This window comes from Azohydromonas australica DSM 1124 (assembly GCF_000430725.1).
In the GTDB taxonomy this organism is placed as follows: Bacteria; Pseudomonadota; Gammaproteobacteria; order Burkholderiales; family Burkholderiaceae_C; genus Azohydromonas; species Azohydromonas australica.
The window spans coordinates 20,807-36,444 of sequence record NZ_AUMO01000082.1 but is presented as its reverse complement, the minus strand read 5'-3'; the positions used below and the strand labels follow the sequence as shown (position 1 = coordinate 36,444).

The 15,638-nt window shown below is 71.3% G+C and carries 13 protein-coding genes; 4 read left to right on the top strand and 9 right to left on the bottom strand.

The annotated features are described in order from the left end of the window. Positions 1–126: 126 nt before the first annotated feature. The 5 genes from H537_RS0114030 to H537_RS0114010 all read right to left on the bottom strand — a co-directional run bounded on the left by H537_RS0114030 (position 127) and on the right by H537_RS0114010 (position 5,667). Positions 127–1,743 (bottom strand): gamma-glutamyltransferase family protein, encoded by a 1,617-nt coding sequence (locus tag H537_RS0114030; RefSeq protein ID WP_028998421.1) that lies wholly within the window; start codon positions 1,741–1,743, stop codon positions 127–129. A gap of 122 nt (positions 1,744–1,865) precedes the next feature. Continuing rightward, a complete protein-coding gene (locus H537_RS0114025; protein ID WP_028998420.1) occupies positions 1,866–3,380 on the bottom strand; it encodes a tripartite tricarboxylate transporter permease in 1,515 nt (504 codons plus the stop codon). A gap of 4 nt (positions 3,381–3,384) precedes the next feature. Then, positions 3,385–3,858 (bottom strand): tripartite tricarboxylate transporter TctB family protein, encoded by a 474-nt coding sequence (locus tag H537_RS0114020; RefSeq protein WP_028998419.1) that lies wholly within the window; start codon positions 3,856–3,858, stop codon positions 3,385–3,387. A 117-nt stretch (positions 3,859–3,975) separates the two neighbouring features. Next, on the bottom strand, positions 3,976–4,749 hold the full coding sequence (locus H537_RS0114015; protein ID WP_028998418.1) for a class I SAM-dependent methyltransferase: 774 nt from the start codon (positions 4,747–4,749) through the stop codon (positions 3,976–3,978). A 78-nt stretch (positions 4,750–4,827) separates the two neighbouring features. Next, on the bottom strand, positions 4,828–5,667 hold the full coding sequence (locus H537_RS0114010) for a TatD family hydrolase (protein ID WP_028998417.1): 840 nt from the start codon (positions 5,665–5,667) through the stop codon (positions 4,828–4,830). Between the two features lie 293 nt (positions 5,668–5,960). Between H537_RS0114010 and H537_RS0114005 the strand changes: the two genes are divergently transcribed. The 4 genes from H537_RS0114005 (at position 5,961) to H537_RS0113990 (ending at position 9,952) form a co-directional block, all read left to right on the top strand. Then, positions 5,961–6,824: a S1C family serine protease gene (locus H537_RS0114005; RefSeq protein ID WP_375136325.1), complete on the top strand. Its 864-nt coding sequence runs from the start codon at positions 5,961–5,963 to the stop codon at positions 6,822–6,824. 88 nt (positions 6,825–6,912) lie between these two features. Further along, positions 6,913–7,920 (top strand): AAA family ATPase, encoded by a 1,008-nt coding sequence (locus H537_RS0114000; protein WP_043458805.1) that lies wholly within the window; start codon positions 6,913–6,915, stop codon positions 7,918–7,920. Further along, complete coding sequence (locus H537_RS0113995) at positions 7,913–8,878, top strand: DUF58 domain-containing protein (protein WP_051242603.1); 966 nt, start codon at positions 7,913–7,915, stop codon at positions 8,876–8,878. Before H537_RS0114000 ends, H537_RS0113995 begins: the two co-directional genes overlap by 8 nt. 30 nt (positions 8,879–8,908) lie before the next feature. Continuing rightward, entirely contained in the window at positions 8,909–9,952 is a 1,044-nt protein-coding gene (locus tag H537_RS0113990; protein ID WP_028998413.1) for a VWA domain-containing protein, read from the top strand. A 68-nt stretch (positions 9,953–10,020) separates the two neighbouring features. Here H537_RS0113990 and H537_RS49200 read toward each other — a convergent pair whose 3' ends face one another. The 4 genes from H537_RS49200 to H537_RS0113965 form a co-directional block, all read right to left on the bottom strand. Beyond that, positions 10,021–12,831, bottom strand: coding sequence for a tripartite tricarboxylate transporter substrate-binding protein (locus H537_RS49200; protein ID WP_084150665.1), 2,811 nt, complete (start codon positions 12,829–12,831; stop codon positions 10,021–10,023). 112 nt (positions 12,832–12,943) lie between these two features. Then, positions 12,944–13,414: a DUF4148 domain-containing protein gene (locus H537_RS0113975; protein WP_156901695.1), complete on the bottom strand. Its 471-nt coding sequence runs from the start codon at positions 13,412–13,414 to the stop codon at positions 12,944–12,946. 135 nt (positions 13,415–13,549) lie between these two features. Beyond that, the gene (gene lolD, locus H537_RS0113970; protein ID WP_084150664.1) at positions 13,550–14,287 is read right to left on the bottom strand and encodes a lipoprotein-releasing ABC transporter ATP-binding protein LolD; all 738 of its coding nucleotides are present in this window, start codon (positions 14,285–14,287) and stop codon (positions 13,550–13,552) included. After that, on the bottom strand, positions 14,280–15,533 hold the full coding sequence (locus H537_RS0113965) for a lipoprotein-releasing ABC transporter permease subunit (protein ID WP_028998410.1): 1,254 nt from the start codon (positions 15,531–15,533) through the stop codon (positions 14,280–14,282). The genes lolD and H537_RS0113965 overlap by 8 nt, the downstream gene beginning before the upstream one ends. Positions 15,534–15,638 lie beyond the last annotated feature (105 nt).

The following is a 15,638-nucleotide window of genomic DNA, read 5'->3' as shown; positions in this document are numbered from 1 at the left end:
CACAAAATGACCTGCGCGAAGCGGGTCGGCAGAGCAGACATGGTCTTCTCCCTTGGCCGGGGAAAGAAGTCAGTCTACGAGCCGGGCCGCTTCGCCTTTGCAGCGCGGGAATGGCCAAAGTCCAGCTTAGAAGCCCACTGCCGCGCCGTCGCGGCGCGGATCGCTGGCGGCGACATAGCCGTCGCAACCGGGCTCACCCAGGCGCCAGATGAACTGGCCGGCACCGAAGTCCTGGTAGCTGTCCACCAGCACTTCGATGCGGTGGCCGCGCGCCTGCAAGCCTGTCACGGTGCTCACCGGCATTGCGGACTCGATGTTTAGCGAAAGGCCCGAATGGATGCGCCAGCGCGGCGCGTCGCACGCTGCCTGCGGGTTCTGGCCGTGGTCGAGCATGCGCACCAGGGTCTGCAGCTGGCCCTGCGGCTGCATGTTGGCGCCCATGACGCCGAAGCTCATCACCGGCTCGCCGCCGCGGGTGAGGAAGCCGGGAATGATGGTGTGGAAGGGCCGCTTGCCCGGCGCCACCACGTTGGGGCTGGCCGCGTCGAGGCTGAAGGCGTGGCCGCGGTTCTGCAGGCTCAAGCCCCACTGCGGCAGCACCACGCCGGAGCCGAAGCCCAGGTAGTTGCTCTGGATGAAGCTCACCATCATTCCCTGCTCGTCCGCGGCCGTGAGATAGATGGTGCCGCCGCGCATCGGCTCGCCGTGGCCGAAGTCCTGTGCGCGCTGCGGGTCGATGAGCCGGGCGCGCGCGGCCAGGTAGTCCGGGTCGAGCAGGTGCCCGGCCGTGCACTCCATGCAGCCGGGCTCGGCCACGTAGCGGTAGACGTCGGCGAAGGCCAGCTTCATGGCCTCGATCTGCAGGTGCTGCGCCTCGGCGCTGTCCGGGCCCAGCGCGCGCAGATCGAAGTGCTGCACGATGCCCAGCGCCATCAGCGCCGCCAGGCCCTGCCCGTTGGGCGGGATCTGGTGCAGCCGCCAGCCGCGGTAGTCCTGCCCCACCGGCTGCACCCACTCGGGCGCGTAGCCCGCGAGGTCCTCAAGCGTGAGCGCGGCCCCGGCTGCCCTCGCCTCGGCCGCCAGCGCCTGCCCGATCTCGCCGCCGTAGAGCGCCTGCCCGCCCGTGGCGGCGATGGCGCGCAGCGCGCGCGCAGCGCCCGGCATGGCAAAGCGCTCCCCCACGTGCGGCGCCCTGCCCCAAGGCAGGAAGGCAGCGGCAAAGCCCGGCTGCGAGGCGATCTCGGGCAACGCCGCAGCAGCGGCCCACTTCTGCTGCACCACCACCGGCACGGCGTAGCCGCGCTCGGCCACGTCGATCGCCGGCGCCAGCACCCGCGCCAGCGGCAGCCGGCCGAAGCGCTGCGACAGCGCGGCCCAGGCCGAGACGGCGCCGGGTACGGTGACGCTGTCCCAGCCGCGCCGCGGCGGCGTGGCCGCCCCGGCGCCGTAGCGGTCATGGAAATAGGCGGGTGTCCAAGCCGCCGGCGCGCGGCCCGAGGCGTTGAGGCCGTGCAGCTCGGTGCCGTCCCACAGGATGCAGAAGGCGTCCGAGCCCAGGCCGTTGCTGCAGGGCTCCAGCACCGTCATCGCCGCCGCGGCGGCGACGGCCGCGTCCACCGCGTTGCCCCCGGCGGCCAGCATGCGCAGCCCGGCCTGTGCGGCCAGCAGGTGCGAGGTGGCCACCACGTTGCGCGCGAACACCGGCAGGCGCGGCGTCGGGTAGGGATTGCGGTAGTCGAACATCGCGCGGCTCCTGGGTCGTGGCTGTACCGATTGTGGGCACCGCGCGTGCCTTCCCTTTCCGCGCCCGAGAAGAAAAAGGGCCGCACGCGGCGGCCCTTCGGGTTGGAGCAGGTCGCTGGACGTCAGTCCGCGTCCTGGAACGCCACCTCGCGCTTGTTCTTGATGGACGGCAGCATGACCACGATGATCATCAGCAGCGCCGCCAGCAGCAGCCCGGCCGAGAGCGGACGCGACATGAAGGTGGTCCAGTCGCCGCGCGACAGCAGCAGCGCGCGGCGCAGGTTCTCTTCCATCATCGGGCCCAGGATGAAGCCCAGCAGCAGCGGCGCGGGTTCGCAGCCGAGCTTGTAGAAGAGGTAGCCCACCACGCCAAAGATCGCAGCAAAGTAGACGTCGAAGTTGTTGTTGTTGAGCGTGTACAGGCCGATGGCGCAGAAGCTCATGATGGCCGGGAACAGGAAGCGGTAGGGCACCGTCAGCAGCTTGATCCAGATGCCGATGAGCGGCAGGTTCAGGATCACCAGCATCAGGTTGCCGATCCACATCGAGGCGATCAGGCCCCAGAACAGCTCGGGGTTGCTGGTCATGACCTGCGGGCCTGGCTGGATGCCCTTGATGGTCATGGCGCCCACCATCAGCGCCATCACGGCGTTGGGCGGGATGCCCAGCGTGAGCATCGGGATGAAGCTGGTCTGCGCACCGGCGTTGTTGGCGGCCTCGGGGCCGGCCACGCCGCGGATGTTGCCCTGGCCGAAAGGCACCTCGCCGGGACGGCCGCGGGTCTTCTTCTCCACCGTGTAGGCGGCGAACGAGGACAGCAGGGCGCCGCCGCCGGGCAGCACGCCCAAGATCGAGCCCAGCGCCGTGCCGCGCAGCACGGCCGGGAAGGCGTCCTTGAAGTCCTGCTTGGTCGGCCACAGGCCGCTCACGCTCTTGGTGAAGACCTCGCGGTGCTCGGCAGGGCGGCCCAGGTTGGAGATGATCTCGCCGAAGCCGAACACGCCCATGGCGATGGCCACGAAGTTGATGCCGTCGGTGAGCTCAGGGATGTCGAAGCTGTAGCGCGGCACGCCCGAGATCACGTCGGTGTTGATCTGGCCCAGCAGCAGGCCCAGCAGGATCATGGAGATGGCCTTGACCAGCGAGCCCGAGGCCAGCACCACCGCACCGATGAGGCCCAGCACCATCAGCGAGAAGTACTCGGCCGGGCCGAACTTGAAGGCCAGCTCGGTCAGCGGCGGCGCGAAGGCAGCGATGACGACAGTACCCACGCAACCGGCGAAGAACGAGCCCAGGCCGGCGGCGGCCAGCGCCGCGCCCGCGCGGCCCTTGCGCGCCATGGTGTAGCCGTCGATGGCCGTCACCACCGAGCTCGACTCGCCCGGCACGTTGATCAGGATGGCGGTGGTGGAGCCGCCGTACTGCGCGCCGTAGTAGATGCCCGCCAGCATGATCAGCGCCGGCGTGGCGTCCAGCGAGTAGATGCTGGGCAGCAGCATCGCGATGGTCGCCACCGGGCCCAGGCCCGGCAGCACGCCGATGAGCGTGCCCAGGATGGCACCGCCCAGCGCCCAGAGAAGGTTGCTGAAGGTGAAGGCGGTCTGGAAGCCCAGCGCCAGGTTGTCGAACAGTTCCATGCGATCAGCCTCCGGTGGCCGCGCCGAGTTCAGGCCACAGCGGGATGGTGAGATTCAGTCCGTAGATGAAGATGGCCCAGCTGCCCACGGTGAGGATCACCGCGTTGAGCAGCGCCTCCTTGAGCTTGAACTCGTCGCTGGCGCTGGCCGACATCAACACCAGCACGGGCAACGAGATGATCATGCCCAGGCGCGGCAGCAGGGCTCCGAACACCACGACGGAGCCGACGATGATCAGCAGTGGCTTCCAGGCGAAGGCGCCGATGGGGTCGCCGTCTTCGGTCTCGACGACCAACGAGTTGAACAGGACTACTCCACCGAGGATGGCCATCAGCAGGCCAAGGCCAAAGGGAAAGTAGCCCGGCCCCGGGCGGGCCGCTACGCCGAAGCTGTAGTTCGTCGCACCCCAGGCGAAGCCCAGGCCCACGGCGACGAACATCAGTCCAGACCAGAAGTCCTTCTGACTTTTTATCTTCACGGTTGTGTCTCCTGTACCGAAAGTTGGGCGGATTCTAGGAATCGCCCTCGGCGCTTTTGTGTGGATTCCACGTAAGCGCAAGCCCAGGAGACGAGGCCGCGACGGCCCCGGCGCGGCTCAGCCCGGCAGCCGCAGCGGCCGCACCAGCTTCAGCCACTTGGGCGCCGGCAGGCCGAAGCGTTCGCGGATGTGCTCGGCGCGGGCGATGAGCGTGTCGCGGTCGGGCACGACCACGCCGCGGGCGGCCACGACGATGGTGTTGCCCTCCTTGGTGGGCGCGAGGTTCCAGACCTGCTCCAGCCCGAAGGCGGCGGCGATGCGCGCGGCGCTCTGCTCGAAGCTCGCGTCGCGGCCGAAGAGGTTGACCGTCATGAGCCCGCCGTCGGCCAGCACGCCGCGGCAGCGGGCGTAGAAGTCCTCGTCGTCGAGCACCGGCGCGGCGGCCTCGTGGTCGTAGAGGTCCACATTGAGCACCTCCACCGTGCCCAGGTGCGCCGGGTCGGCCACCCAGCGCGCGGCATCCTCGTGCAGCACCGTCAGCCGTGCGTCGTCATCGGGCAGGTGGAACCACAGCTTGCAGGCGTCGATGACCGTGGCGTTGAGCTCCACGGCGGTGGTCTTCATCTTGAGCGCCTGGTGGCAGAAGCGGGTGATGGCGCCGGCGCCCAGGCCCAGCTGCACCGCCTGCCCCTGCGCCACTTCGGCGCTGGGACGCCACAGCATCCAGGCCATCATGCGCTGCACGTATTCGAGCTCGATCTGCTGCGGCTTGCGCACGCGCATCGCGCCCTGCACCCACTCCGTGCCCAGGTGCAGGTAACGCACGCCGGCGTACTCGGAAATGGTGGCGCCGGCCTGCGCCTGGCGCGCCGGGGTCTTCTTGCTGGCCATGTGGGGGATCTCGCTGCGCTTGTAGGGAAAGGGCCGGGAGTGTGCCTCGCCGGGCCGGGCCGGGCCGGGGCGCCGCGCTCAGGGCATCAGCGGCGCGAGCCGCGGCAGCGCGGCCCGGGCGTTGGCGGCGGTCACGGCCGCGGTCTCCTCGGCCGACCAGCCGCGCAGCCCGGCCAGCGCCAGCGCGATGCGCGGCAGCTCGGCCGGCTCGTTGCGAGCGCCGATGGCCGCACCTTCGGCGCGCTCGGCGGCCTTGCGATAAAGCCACTGCGGCGGGATGTCGGGCGCGTCGGTCTCCAGCACCAGCGCGTCGGCCGGCAGCTCGGCAGCCAGGCGCCGGATCTGCAGCGCACGCTCGAAGGTCATGGCGCCGCCAAAACCCAGCCTGAAGCCCAGGTCCAGGAAGGCGCGCGCCTGCTGCGCGCTGCCGTTGAAGGCGTGCGCGATGCCGCCGTTCACGCCGGCGCGGCGCAGGTGCATCAGCAGCCGGTCCACCGCGCGGCGGCTGTGCAGCAGCACCGGCAGCCCGTGCTCGCGCGCCAGCGCCAACTGCCCGGCCAGCACGTCCTCCTGCAGCGCGCGGTCCAGGCCGGGCACGAAGAAGTCCAGCCCGATCTCGCCTACCGCCACCAGGCGCGGGTCGCCGCGGTGCTGCCGTAACGCGTCCTGCAAGGACTGCAGCGCCTGCGCGCCGGCACCCTGCACATACATAGGATGGATGCCCAGCGCGTAGCCCAGCCCGTGGAACTGCGCCAGCGCGCGCACGGTTTCGAAGTTCGCCGGCGCCACCGCCGGGATCACGATTTGCTGGATGGAGGCATCGCGTGCGCGCTGCACCACCGCGTCGCGATCGGCTTCGAATTCGTCGGCATCCAGATGACAGTGGGTGTCAACCCACGGCAAAGCGGCGTAACCCATGCGTCCGATGATGCCTGAGCGAGGATCGTGCTACCGTGGGGCCGCATTGCTGCATAGAGCAGGGGGCGCAGATGAACGGGCGCAGGTCGAACCGGACACCGCTTTACAGCCACTCCAGCCGGGTGCGCCCGCCGGAGGTGGATCGGACTGAACCCGCGCCCGGCCAGCCGGCCGCTGCACCCCCAGGCCGAGCTTCCGCAGCCCCCGCCGCCGCGACTGCCGCCTCCCCACTCGCCTCCCCTCCCGGCTCTCCCGACACCTCCAAGACTTCGACGCCCAAGCGGCGCCGCGCCTTGGTGCTGCCAGCTTGGGGCTGGGCGCTGGCCGGCGCGCTGCTGCTGGGCGGCCCGGTGGTGCTGTGGGAGGCCTCGCGCCCGGCGGCGCAGGTGATCACGCAAAAGCACATCGACGCCGCGGTGCGCAAGGCGCTCGAAACCCAGCCGCTGCCCTCGCCCACCGCCAAGGCCTACGACAAGATCCGCGGCTCGGTGGTGCGCGTGGTGGGGCTGGACGACGACGGCCCGGCCGACGCCGCCGCCGGCAGCGGTCCGAACAACGGCGTGGCCAAGCCCGACCCCAGCAAGAAGGGCGTGGGGGGCGAGAGCCCGAGCCATGGCAACGAGGTCGGCGTGGGCAGCGGCGTGGTGATCGTGGACAGCGGGCTGATCCTGACCAACCTGCACGTGGTCAGCGGCGCGCGCCGGGTGCAGGTGGTGTTCTCCGACGGGCTGGAGTCGGAGGCCACGGTGGTCAACGTCATGCCCGAGAACGACCTGGCGGTGCTGCGCGCGCAGCGCATCCCCGACGACCTGCAGGCCGCCACGCTGCGCTCCACGGCAGATCTCAAGCCCGGCGAGCGCGTCACGGCCGTGGGCTTCCCCTTCGGCATCGGGCCCACGGTGTCGGCGGGCGTGGTTTCCGGGCTCAAGCGCGAGTTCCGCTCGCCCGAAGGCAAGCAGGTGCTCTCCAACCTGATCCAGTTCGATGCCATGGCCAACCCGGGCAGCTCCGGCGGCCCGCTGGTCACCGACGACGGCGAGGTGGTGGGCATCGTCACGGCCATCCTCAACCCGGTACAGCAGCGCTTCTTCGTGGGCATCGGCTTCGCCGTGCCGATCGAGAACGCCGCCGGCGGCGCCGGGCTGCCGCCCTTCTGACATCCCCTGCGCGGGCCGGCCGCGGTGGCGCCGGCCCGCTTCCTCAACCGGCTTCCCCACCACGTCCATTTCCCACGGGAGGATTCGAATGCACGGCAGCAACAGCGAGACCGCGGCCCTGATGGAGCGCGTGCTCTACGAAGTCAAGCGCGTGGTGGTGGGCCAGGACCGCTTCCTGGAGCGCGTGCTGGTAGCGATGCTCGCGCAGGGCCACTTGCTGGTGGAGGGCGTCCCGGGCCTGGCCAAGACGCTCACCGTCAAGACCCTGTCGCAGACGCTGCGCGGGCAGTTCAAGCGCATCCAGTTCACGCCCGACCTCGTGCCCGCCGACTTGGTGGGCACGCGCATCTACAACCAGAAGAGCGGCGACTTCAGCACCACGCTGGGCCCGGTGTTCACCAACCTGCTGCTGGCCGACGAGATCAACCGCGCGCCGGCCAAGGTGCAGAGCGCGCTGCTGGAGGTGATGCAGGAGCGCCAGGTCACCATCGCCGGCACCACGCACCGCGTGCCCGAGCCCTTCCTGGTGATGGCGACGCAGAACCCCATCGAGACCGAAGGCACCTACCCGCTGCCCGAGGCACAGGTGGACCGCTTCATGATGAAGGTGCTGGTGGACTATCCCACCGAGGAAGAGGAGTTCGTCATCGTCGAGCGCGTCACCGGCGCGCCGGTGGAGGTGCAGCCGGTGGCCACCACGCTGCAACTCGCCGGGCTGCAGCAGGCCTGCCGCAGCCTGTACGTGGACCCTTCGCTGATGCAGTACGCCGTCAAGCTCGTGGCCGCCACGCGCGACCCGGCGCGCGCCGGGCTGGGCGACATGGCGCGCTACATCACCTTCGGCGCCAGCCCGCGCGCCACCATCAACCTGGTCGAGGGCGGGCGCGCGCTGGCCTTCCTGCGCGGGCGCGGCTACGTGCTGCCCGAGGACATGGTGGACCTGGCCCCCGACGTGCTGCGCCACCGCCTGACCCTGAGCTACGAGGCACTGGCCGAAGGCATCTCGGCCGACGCCATCATCGGCAAGCTGATGCAGAAGCTGCCCGCGCCCGACAAGCCGCTGGAAACCCGCGTCCAGCTTGCCGCCAATGGCTGAGCGCAACCCCGCCGCCACGGTGCCGGACCTGCCCGGCGCCAACGCCGAGGCGCTGCTGCGGCGCCTGGAGTGGAGCACCATCCGCCGCCTCGACGGCTGGCTCCAGGGCGACTACCGCACCCTCTTCCGCGGCGAAGGGCTGGACTTGGCGGACCTGCGCGAGTACCAGCACCACGACGACGTGCGCCGCATCGACTGGAACGTCACGGCGCGGCTGCAGCAGCCCTACGTGCGCGAGTACACCGAGGACCGCGACATCGCCGCCTGGTTCCTGCTCGACCTCAGCCCCTCGGTGCACTTCGGCTCGCGCCGGCGCAGCAAGGCGCAGGTGGGCATCGACTTCACGGCCGTGATCGCGCGGCTGCTGGCGCGCCGGGGCAACCGCGTCGGCGCCCTGCTCTACGGCAGCCGCGTGGACACCGTGCTGCCCGCGCGCAGCGGGCGGATGCAGGTGCTGGAGCTGCTGCAGCGGCTCATGAACCGCCCCGCGCCGGTGGCCATGCCGCAGGGCACGCAGCTGCACGAACTGCTGCAGGGCGCGCTGCAGCAGCTGCGCCGACGCTCGCTGGTGTTCGTGCTGTCGGACTTCTTCAGCGAGCCGGGCTGGAGCGAGCCGCTGTCGGCGCTGGCGCTGCGCCACGAGGTGATCGCCGTGCGGCTGTACGACCCGCTGGAGCTGGAGCTGCCCGACCTGGGCATGGTCTACATCCAGGACGCCGAGACCGGCGAGCAGCTGATGGTGGACACGCATTCCAGAGGCTTTCGCCAACGCTTCGCCAACGTGGCGCGGCGACGCGAAGCCGAGCTGCGCACCGGCCTGGCGCAGGCCGGCGTGGACACGCTGGAGCTGGCCAGCGACGAGGACCTGGCCGCCGCGATCGTGCGCTTCGTGCACCTGCGCCGCCAGCGCAGCCGACTGGCCGCCGGCAGCGTAGCGCCGCGGCCCCATGTCATTTAGGAACCACCGGGATTGCTGGGAGTCGCCATGATGAATTTCCTGTGGCCCTCGCTGCTGTGGACGCTGCTGCTGCTGCCGCTGCTGGTGCTGTTGTACCTGTGGCTGCTGCGCCGGCGCAAGCAGGTGGTCTTGCCCTACGCCGACCTGGGGCTGGTGAAGCAGGCGCTGGGCCGCGGCGGCACCTGGAAACGCCACGTGCCGCCGGTGCTGCTGCTGCTGGCGCTGGGCACGCTGCTGCTGGCCTCGGCGCGGCCCACGGCGGTGATGACGCTGCCGCTGGCCGAGCAGACGATCATCCTGGCCATGGACGTCTCCGGCAGCATGCGCGCCGCCGACGTGCAGCCCACGCGGCTGGCGGCAGCGCAGAACGCGGCCAAGGCGTTCCTGACCGACCTGCCGCGGGACGTGCGCGTGGGCGTGGTGGCCTTCGCCGGCACGGCCGCGGTGGTGCAGGCGCCCACCTTCAGCCGCGAGGACGTAGTCGCCGCCATCGACCGCTTCCAGCTCCAGCGCGCCACGGCCATCGGCAGCGGCATCGTGCTGTCGCTGGCCACCATCTTCCCGGACGCGGGCATCGACCTGAGCCAAGTTACCGGGCAGCGCCCGATGGCGTCCCAGGCGCTGGGCGAGAACAACGGCGAGAGCAAGCCGCGCGACTTCAAGCCGGTGGAGCCCGGCAGCTACGCCTCGGCAGCCGTCATCCTGCTCACCGACGGCCAGCGCACCACGGGGCCGGACCCGGTGGAATCGGCCCGCATGGCCGCCGAGCGCGGGGTGCGCGTCTACACCGTGGGCATCGGCACCAAGGAGGGCGACACCATCGGCTTCGAGGGCTGGAGCATGCGCGTGCGGCTGGACGAGGAAACGCTCAAGACCATCGCCGACCTCACCCGCGCCGAGTATTTCTATGCCGGCACCGCGGCCGACCTGAAGAAGGTCTACCAGACGCTGTCCTCGCGCCTGGTGATGGAGAAGAAGGAAACCGAGATCACCGCCCTCTTCGCCATCCTGGGCGCCACGCTGGCCCTGGCCGCGGCGGGGCTGTCGCTGTGGTGGTTCGGGCGCGTGGCCTGATCCCTCGGCCTTCTTGATGACCTGAACGGCGCGCCCCGCGGGGCGCGCCGGTGTTTTGGGACCCCGCCTCAGCGCGGCAGCTGCGCCCGGTACGCCTTTGCTGCCTCGTAGTAGCGCTGCAGGTACGTGCGCGTCTGCTCCTCGGTCAGTGGGTCGGCACAGCTCAGCAGGCGGCGGCAGTAGTCGCGCCAGTCGGGGCTCTGCAGCACGCGGGCCAGCGCCTGGCGCAGCGCCTGCACCCGCTGCGGCGGCATGGACGCATTGGCCACCACCGCGCGGAAGCTGGTGAAGGGGCGCAGGTCGAGGCCCAGCTCCTGCGCCGCCGGCACCTCCGGGAAGGCCGGGTCGCGACGCGCCGCCAGCACCGCGAGCGGCCGCAGCTTCCCCTGCTCCAGCAGCTCCGACACGTCGCCCGGCTCCTCGAACAGCAGCTCCACGCGCTTGTCCAGTACCGCCGCGACACGCTCCTCGTGCTTGGACACCGGCACGTTGAGCAGCCGCGCTCCCTGCGCGCCCAGCGCCCGGATCGCCAGCTCGTCGCGCCCGCCCGCGCCGGAGCTCGCCACGCGCAGGCGGTCGGGGTTCTTGCGGGCGAACTCCAGCACGTCCTGCAGGCTCTGGAAGGGGCTGTCCGCCGGCACGAACAGAAAGGACTCGAAAGTGGACACCACGCCCAGCACCTCGAACAGCCGCGGCTCCACCGTGCCCGTGCCACCGGCCCACACCCACACCGTGTTGCCGGCAATGATGGCCAGCGCGTTGGCCGGGTCGCCGGCCGCCAGCAAGCGCGTGAGCCCGGTGTTGCCTGAGGCGCCGGGCACGTTGGCCAGCTCGAAGCCCGCGCCCAGCGCCGGCTCCAGCAGCCGCGCCAGCAGCCGCGCGATGCCGTCCGGCCCGGAGTTCAGCCCGTAAGGCACCGTGAGCTCGATGCTCCTGGCCGCGTCGCGCTGCCCGGCGCCGGGGCCGAAGAACAGCGCCATCACGTAGCTGATGCTGTCGCGCAGCTCGGGCGGCGCGTTGTCGTGCCAAGTGCGCAGGTACTGCTCGAAGCTGCCGCCCGGGGCGTCGAGGTTGAGATAGCCCAGCGCCTCCCACAGCTCCGGGTTCTCGTCGAACAGCGGCAGCAGCAGCGTGGCCACGACCTCGTTGCGGTCGCGGTCGTAGGCGCCGCTGCGCAGGCGCTGCGCGTTCTCGGCGTACCAGGCCGCCAGGGTCTGGCCCGGCGCCAGGCGCCGGTGCTTCTCGGTCAGGAAGCGGTCGGCGCTGGCCTGCAGCTCCTGGGCATAGGCCTGCAGTCGCGGGCTGGGCGGATCGACCTGCCACTCCATCGCGAAGCGCTGCAGCGTGTAGAGCGAGGACACCTCGCACAGCGCCTCCTCGAACCACTGGTGCGCGCCGGCGCCCTGGAAGTGCGGATGGCGGTCGTAGTTGCCCAGGATGTGGCAGAACTCGTGCGCGAACTCGTACACGTAGCCGGCCCAGCGGTCGTCGCGTGCCGTGAGCAGCACCTGGTACTCGCCGCGCGGGCCGCGCTCGTACAGCGAGATGGGCGAGCGCGTGGAGTGCGACACCACGATCGGCGCCAGCGGCCGGCCCGGGATGCGCTCCTGCAGCTCGCGCGCCACGGCCACCAGCACGTCGCGGATGTCGCGCGTGTTGGCGTTGCCCCAGCCCCCCTCGCGCACCGTGATGCGCACGCGCCCCTCGGGCAGCTCGCCGGCGTCGCGCGCGGGTTGCGGCATCACTTGGCCCACGGGCGGGGCCAGGCCGCGGCCGCGCAGCACCGCCTGCGCCGGCTCCACCGCCAGCGCGCGCGGCGGCAGCGTGTCCGACGGCACCTGCCCCGCCTCGTGCAGGTAGGCCATGGTGCCGGCCAGCAGGCCCCGCGCCGCCTCGTCGAAGACGAAGGGAAACGTCATGCGCGGCGCCTGCGGATCGGCCTCGGCCGCCGCGTAGAGCGCGTTCCACAGCGTCGCGGCGTCGAAGCCGGCGGTCTGCGCCAGCGCCAGACGCACGATCTCCTCGGCGTTGGCCGGGTCGGCCAGGAAGCGCTGCGCGTCCAGCTCGGCCTGCAGCCAGGCCTGGGCCACGTCGGGGCGGCGCTCCAGCAGTTCCGCGCGCATGACGAGGAAGCCCCCGTCCGCCAGCTTGAGCTCCCGCCCGCTGCCGATGCGCCGCGCCACCCCTTCCTGCACCAGCCGCGTCGCCACGGGCTCCCACACCGCGGCGGCGTCCAGGCGCCCGGCGCGCAGGCCATTGGCGATCTGCTCGATGTTCTGGCCCAGGTACGTGGCCGGGCTGAGGCTGCGCTCGCGCAGCAGCTCGCGAGCGAAGCGGTCGGCGCAGCTGTCGCGCGGCGCGGCCAGGCGGCTGCCCTGCAGCGCCTGCAGCGTGGCCGGCCCGCCGACACGCGCCAGCATCACGTTGCACTGGTCGTAGCCCATGCCCAGCGCGGCCACCAGCCGCAGCTCGCCGGGCTGGCCCTCGGAGCGCGTCGCGGCCACCAGCGCCGACACCGGCCCCATGTAGCCCACGTGCGCGCTGCCCGACTGCATCGCCGCGGCGATCTTGCGGCCCTGCAGCGCCGGCTCGAACTCCACCGTCGAGCCCTTGGGCAGGTAGCGCTCATGGAAGCGCTTGCCGCGCATCACCAGCGCGGACCAAGCGGACGTGAAGTAAGGCTGGTAACCCACCACCAGCGCCACCGGCTCGCCGGGCTGGCCCAGGCCAGGCGCACCGGCGGCGGGTGCCGCGCTGCCCGCGCCCGGCTCCGGCGCGGCGGCCAGGACCGGCGCAACAGGCAAGGCGAGCAGTAGAACCAGAAAAAGCGCCCGCAGCGCGGCGGGCAGGCTTTGCGGAAATCGCGGGGACGGCTTCACGTCCCCATTGTGAGAGCCCCGAGTTACCGCCCAGGACGAGGGCCTTGCGCCCTCGGGGCCAGCCCGGTTTCCCCTGCGGTGGGTGGCCGGGCCGGTGCTCTCTCAGCCGGACTCAGTAGCTGTCGGCCGGGCCCTTGTAGACGCGGCCCTCGTGGCTGTTCCAGCCCGGGTCGAGGCGCTGCACGCCGTCAGCGTCGTTGAAGATCCAGCGCTCGCTGCGCATGGCGCTGTCGCGGTCGGAAGCCACGTCCGAGCGGCTGGCGGCGCCGCCGCTGGTCGTGCCGTCATAGCTGCGGCCCGCCGCGCCCATGCTGGTGCTGTCGGACGACATGGGCGAGCTGCTGGCCATGCTGCTGTCGCTGATCGCGGGTCCTTCGCTGTAGCTCTGGCTGTAGTTGCCCGACGACGGCGAGGTCGCGAACCAGGTGCCGTAATTCTGGTCGTTGCGCTCCAGCGCGCCGCTGGAGCGGGCCTGCGCGAGATCCGCTTTGACCTCGTCACGCGTCAGGGGTTGGCTTTGCGCCATGGCCGACGAGGCCCCCAGCGCGGCGACGACCAAGGAAGTGATGGCAAGAACTTTCACAACGATCCTCCTGTAAGGCCGGTCTTCTTAGACCCGGATGAACCGACATTGGTTCGCCCCGGTTGCCAAATCCCTGGAGCGGGACTTGTGAATCGGGAGTAGCCCTATCAGGCAAATTACGGACCTCCCCGGCTTTCAGGAAGGCTGCAGCACGCCCTGGTTCAGGCGCAGCGCCTGGTCGCAGCGCCCGGCCAGGCGCTCGTCGTGCGTGACCAGCACGAAAGCCGTGCCGCGCTCGCGCGCGAGCTCCAGCATCAGCGCGAACACCGCGTCGGCGGTGTCGCGGTCGAGGTTGCCGGTGGGCTCGTCGGCCAGCACGCAGGCCGGCTGCGCCACCAGCGCGCGCGCGATGGCCACGCGCTGGCGCTCGCCGCCGGACAGCTCGCTGGGGCGGTGCTGCACGCGCTGCGCCAGCCCCACGCGCGCCAGCATCTGCTGCGCCTGGGCACGCGCGGGCTCCAGCGCCATGCGGCGCACGCGCAGCGGCATGGCGACGTTGTCCAGCGCCGTGAATTCCGGCAGCAGGTGGTGGAACTGGTAGATGAAGCCCAGGTGCGCGTTGCGCCAGCGGCCCTGCTCGGTGGCGCTCATGGCCGCGAAGTCGCGGCCCAGCAGCTGCACGCGCCCGGCGCTGGGCGCGTCCAAGCCGCCCAGCAGGTGCAGCAGCGTGCTCTTGCCCGAGCCGGAGGCGCCGACGATGGCCAGCGTGCGCGCGCGCTGCACCTGCAGCGTGACGTCGCGCAGCACCTGCACGTCCAGCGTGCCGTCGTGGAAGCGTTTGGACAGCCCGGTGCACGACAGCACCGCCTCGGCGGGAGCCGCCACACCCGCGGCGGCCGGCGCCGGGGCCTGTGCGGTGAAAGCTTCACTCATAGCGCAGCGCCTCCGCCGGGTTGACGCGGCTGGCGCGCCAGCTCGGGTACAGCGTGGCCAGCAGGGCCAGCAGCAGGGAGATGAGGACGATGGGGATGATGTCGCCGCGCTGCGGGTCGCTGGGCATGTGGTTGATGACGTAAATGCTGCCGGGCAGGAAGCTGACGTTGAGCAGACGTTCGATGGCCGGGACGATGGTGCCCACGTTCAGTGCCACCAGCAGCCCCAGCGCCGTGCCGCCCAGGGTGCCGATGATTCCGGACGCGGCGCCCTGCACCACGAAGATGCCCATGATCGAGCGCGGGCTCGCGCCCAGGGTGCGCAGGATGGCGATGTCGGCGCGCTTGTCGGTGACGGTCATCACGAGCGTGGAGACCAGGTTGAAGGCCGCCACCGCGACGATGAGCGTGAGGATGATGAACATCAGCCGCTTCTCGATCTGCACCGCGTCGAACCAGGCGGCGTTGGTGCGGGTCCAGTCGCGCACGAGCAGTTGCGGCATCGAGGTGCCGATCTGCTGCGCCACGGCGCGCGCCGCGTTGACGTCGGCCAGGCGCAGCTGCACGCCGGTGGGCCCCTCGACGCGGAACAGCCGCGCCGCGTCGTCCAGGTGGATCAGCGCCAGCGAGCTGTCGTACTCGTAGTGGCCGGCGGAGAAGGTGCCCGCCACGGTGAAGGCGCGAAAGCGCGGCACCACGCCGGCGGGCGTGACCTGCCCGCCCGGGGCGACGAGGGTGACGCTGTCGCCCGGGGCCACGCCGAGCTGCCGGGCCAGCTCGGCGCCCAGCACGATCTGCCAAGCGCCGGGCCGCAGCCGCGCCAGCGTGGTGTCGCGCAGCCGCGCCGCCAGCGGCGTGACGTTGGCCTCCTCGGCCGGATCGATGCCGCGCACCAGCACGCCGCGCATGTTGTCGCCTCGCGCCAGCAGCGCCTGGGTGGCGATGAAGGGCGCCGCGCCCTGCACCTGCGGCTGCTGCCGGGCCTGCGCGGCCACGGCGCGCCAGTCGGGCAGCGCGGCGCCCGTGGGCTCCAGCACCTCGACGTGCGAGATGACGCTGAGCATGCGGTCGCGCACTTCCTTCTGGAAGCCGTTCATCACCGACAGCACGATGATCAGCGCCGCCACGCCCAGCCCGATGCCGAGCATGGAGACGCCGGAGATGAATGAGATGAAGCGGTTTCTCCGCCCGGCCCGACCGGCGCGCGTGTAGCGCCAGCCGATCTGCCACTCGTAAGGCATTTGCATGGGGCGGCATCGTAGCCGGCACGGCCGGCGGCGAACCTGAAGGCACGGAGGGCCCGCGAACCCGCCTCATCGTTGTTCCGGGCAACCAGCACGGGGCGCGAAAAC

Excerpts from the sequence above, each read along its gene's own strand:
- H537_RS0114030 (WP_028998421.1), bottom strand. The coding sequence starts at position 1,743 with ATGTTCGACTACCGCAATCCCTACCCGACGCCGCGCCTGCCGGTGTTC.
- H537_RS0114025 (WP_028998420.1), bottom strand. The coding sequence starts at position 3,380 with ATGGAACTGTTCGACAACCTGGCGCTGGGCTTCCAGACCGCCTTCACC.
- H537_RS0114015 (WP_028998418.1), bottom strand. The coding sequence starts at position 4,749 with ATGGCCAGCAAGAAGACCCCGGCGCGCCAGGCGCAGGCCGGCGCCACC.
- H537_RS0114010 (WP_028998417.1), bottom strand. The coding sequence starts at position 5,667 with ATGGGTTACGCCGCTTTGCCGTGGGTTGACACCCACTGTCATCTGGAT.
- H537_RS0114000 (WP_043458805.1), top strand. The coding sequence starts at position 6,913 with ATGCACGGCAGCAACAGCGAGACCGCGGCCCTGATGGAGCGCGTGCTC.
- H537_RS0113995 (WP_051242603.1), top strand. The coding sequence starts at position 7,913 with ATGGCTGAGCGCAACCCCGCCGCCACGGTGCCGGACCTGCCCGGCGCC.
- H537_RS0113990 (WP_028998413.1), top strand. The coding sequence starts at position 8,909 with ATGAATTTCCTGTGGCCCTCGCTGCTGTGGACGCTGCTGCTGCTGCCG.
- lolD (WP_084150664.1), bottom strand. The coding sequence starts at position 14,287 with ATGAGTGAAGCTTTCACCGCACAGGCCCCGGCGCCGGCCGCCGCGGGT.
- H537_RS0113965 (WP_028998410.1), bottom strand. The coding sequence starts at position 15,533 with ATGCAAATGCCTTACGAGTGGCAGATCGGCTGGCGCTACACGCGCGCC.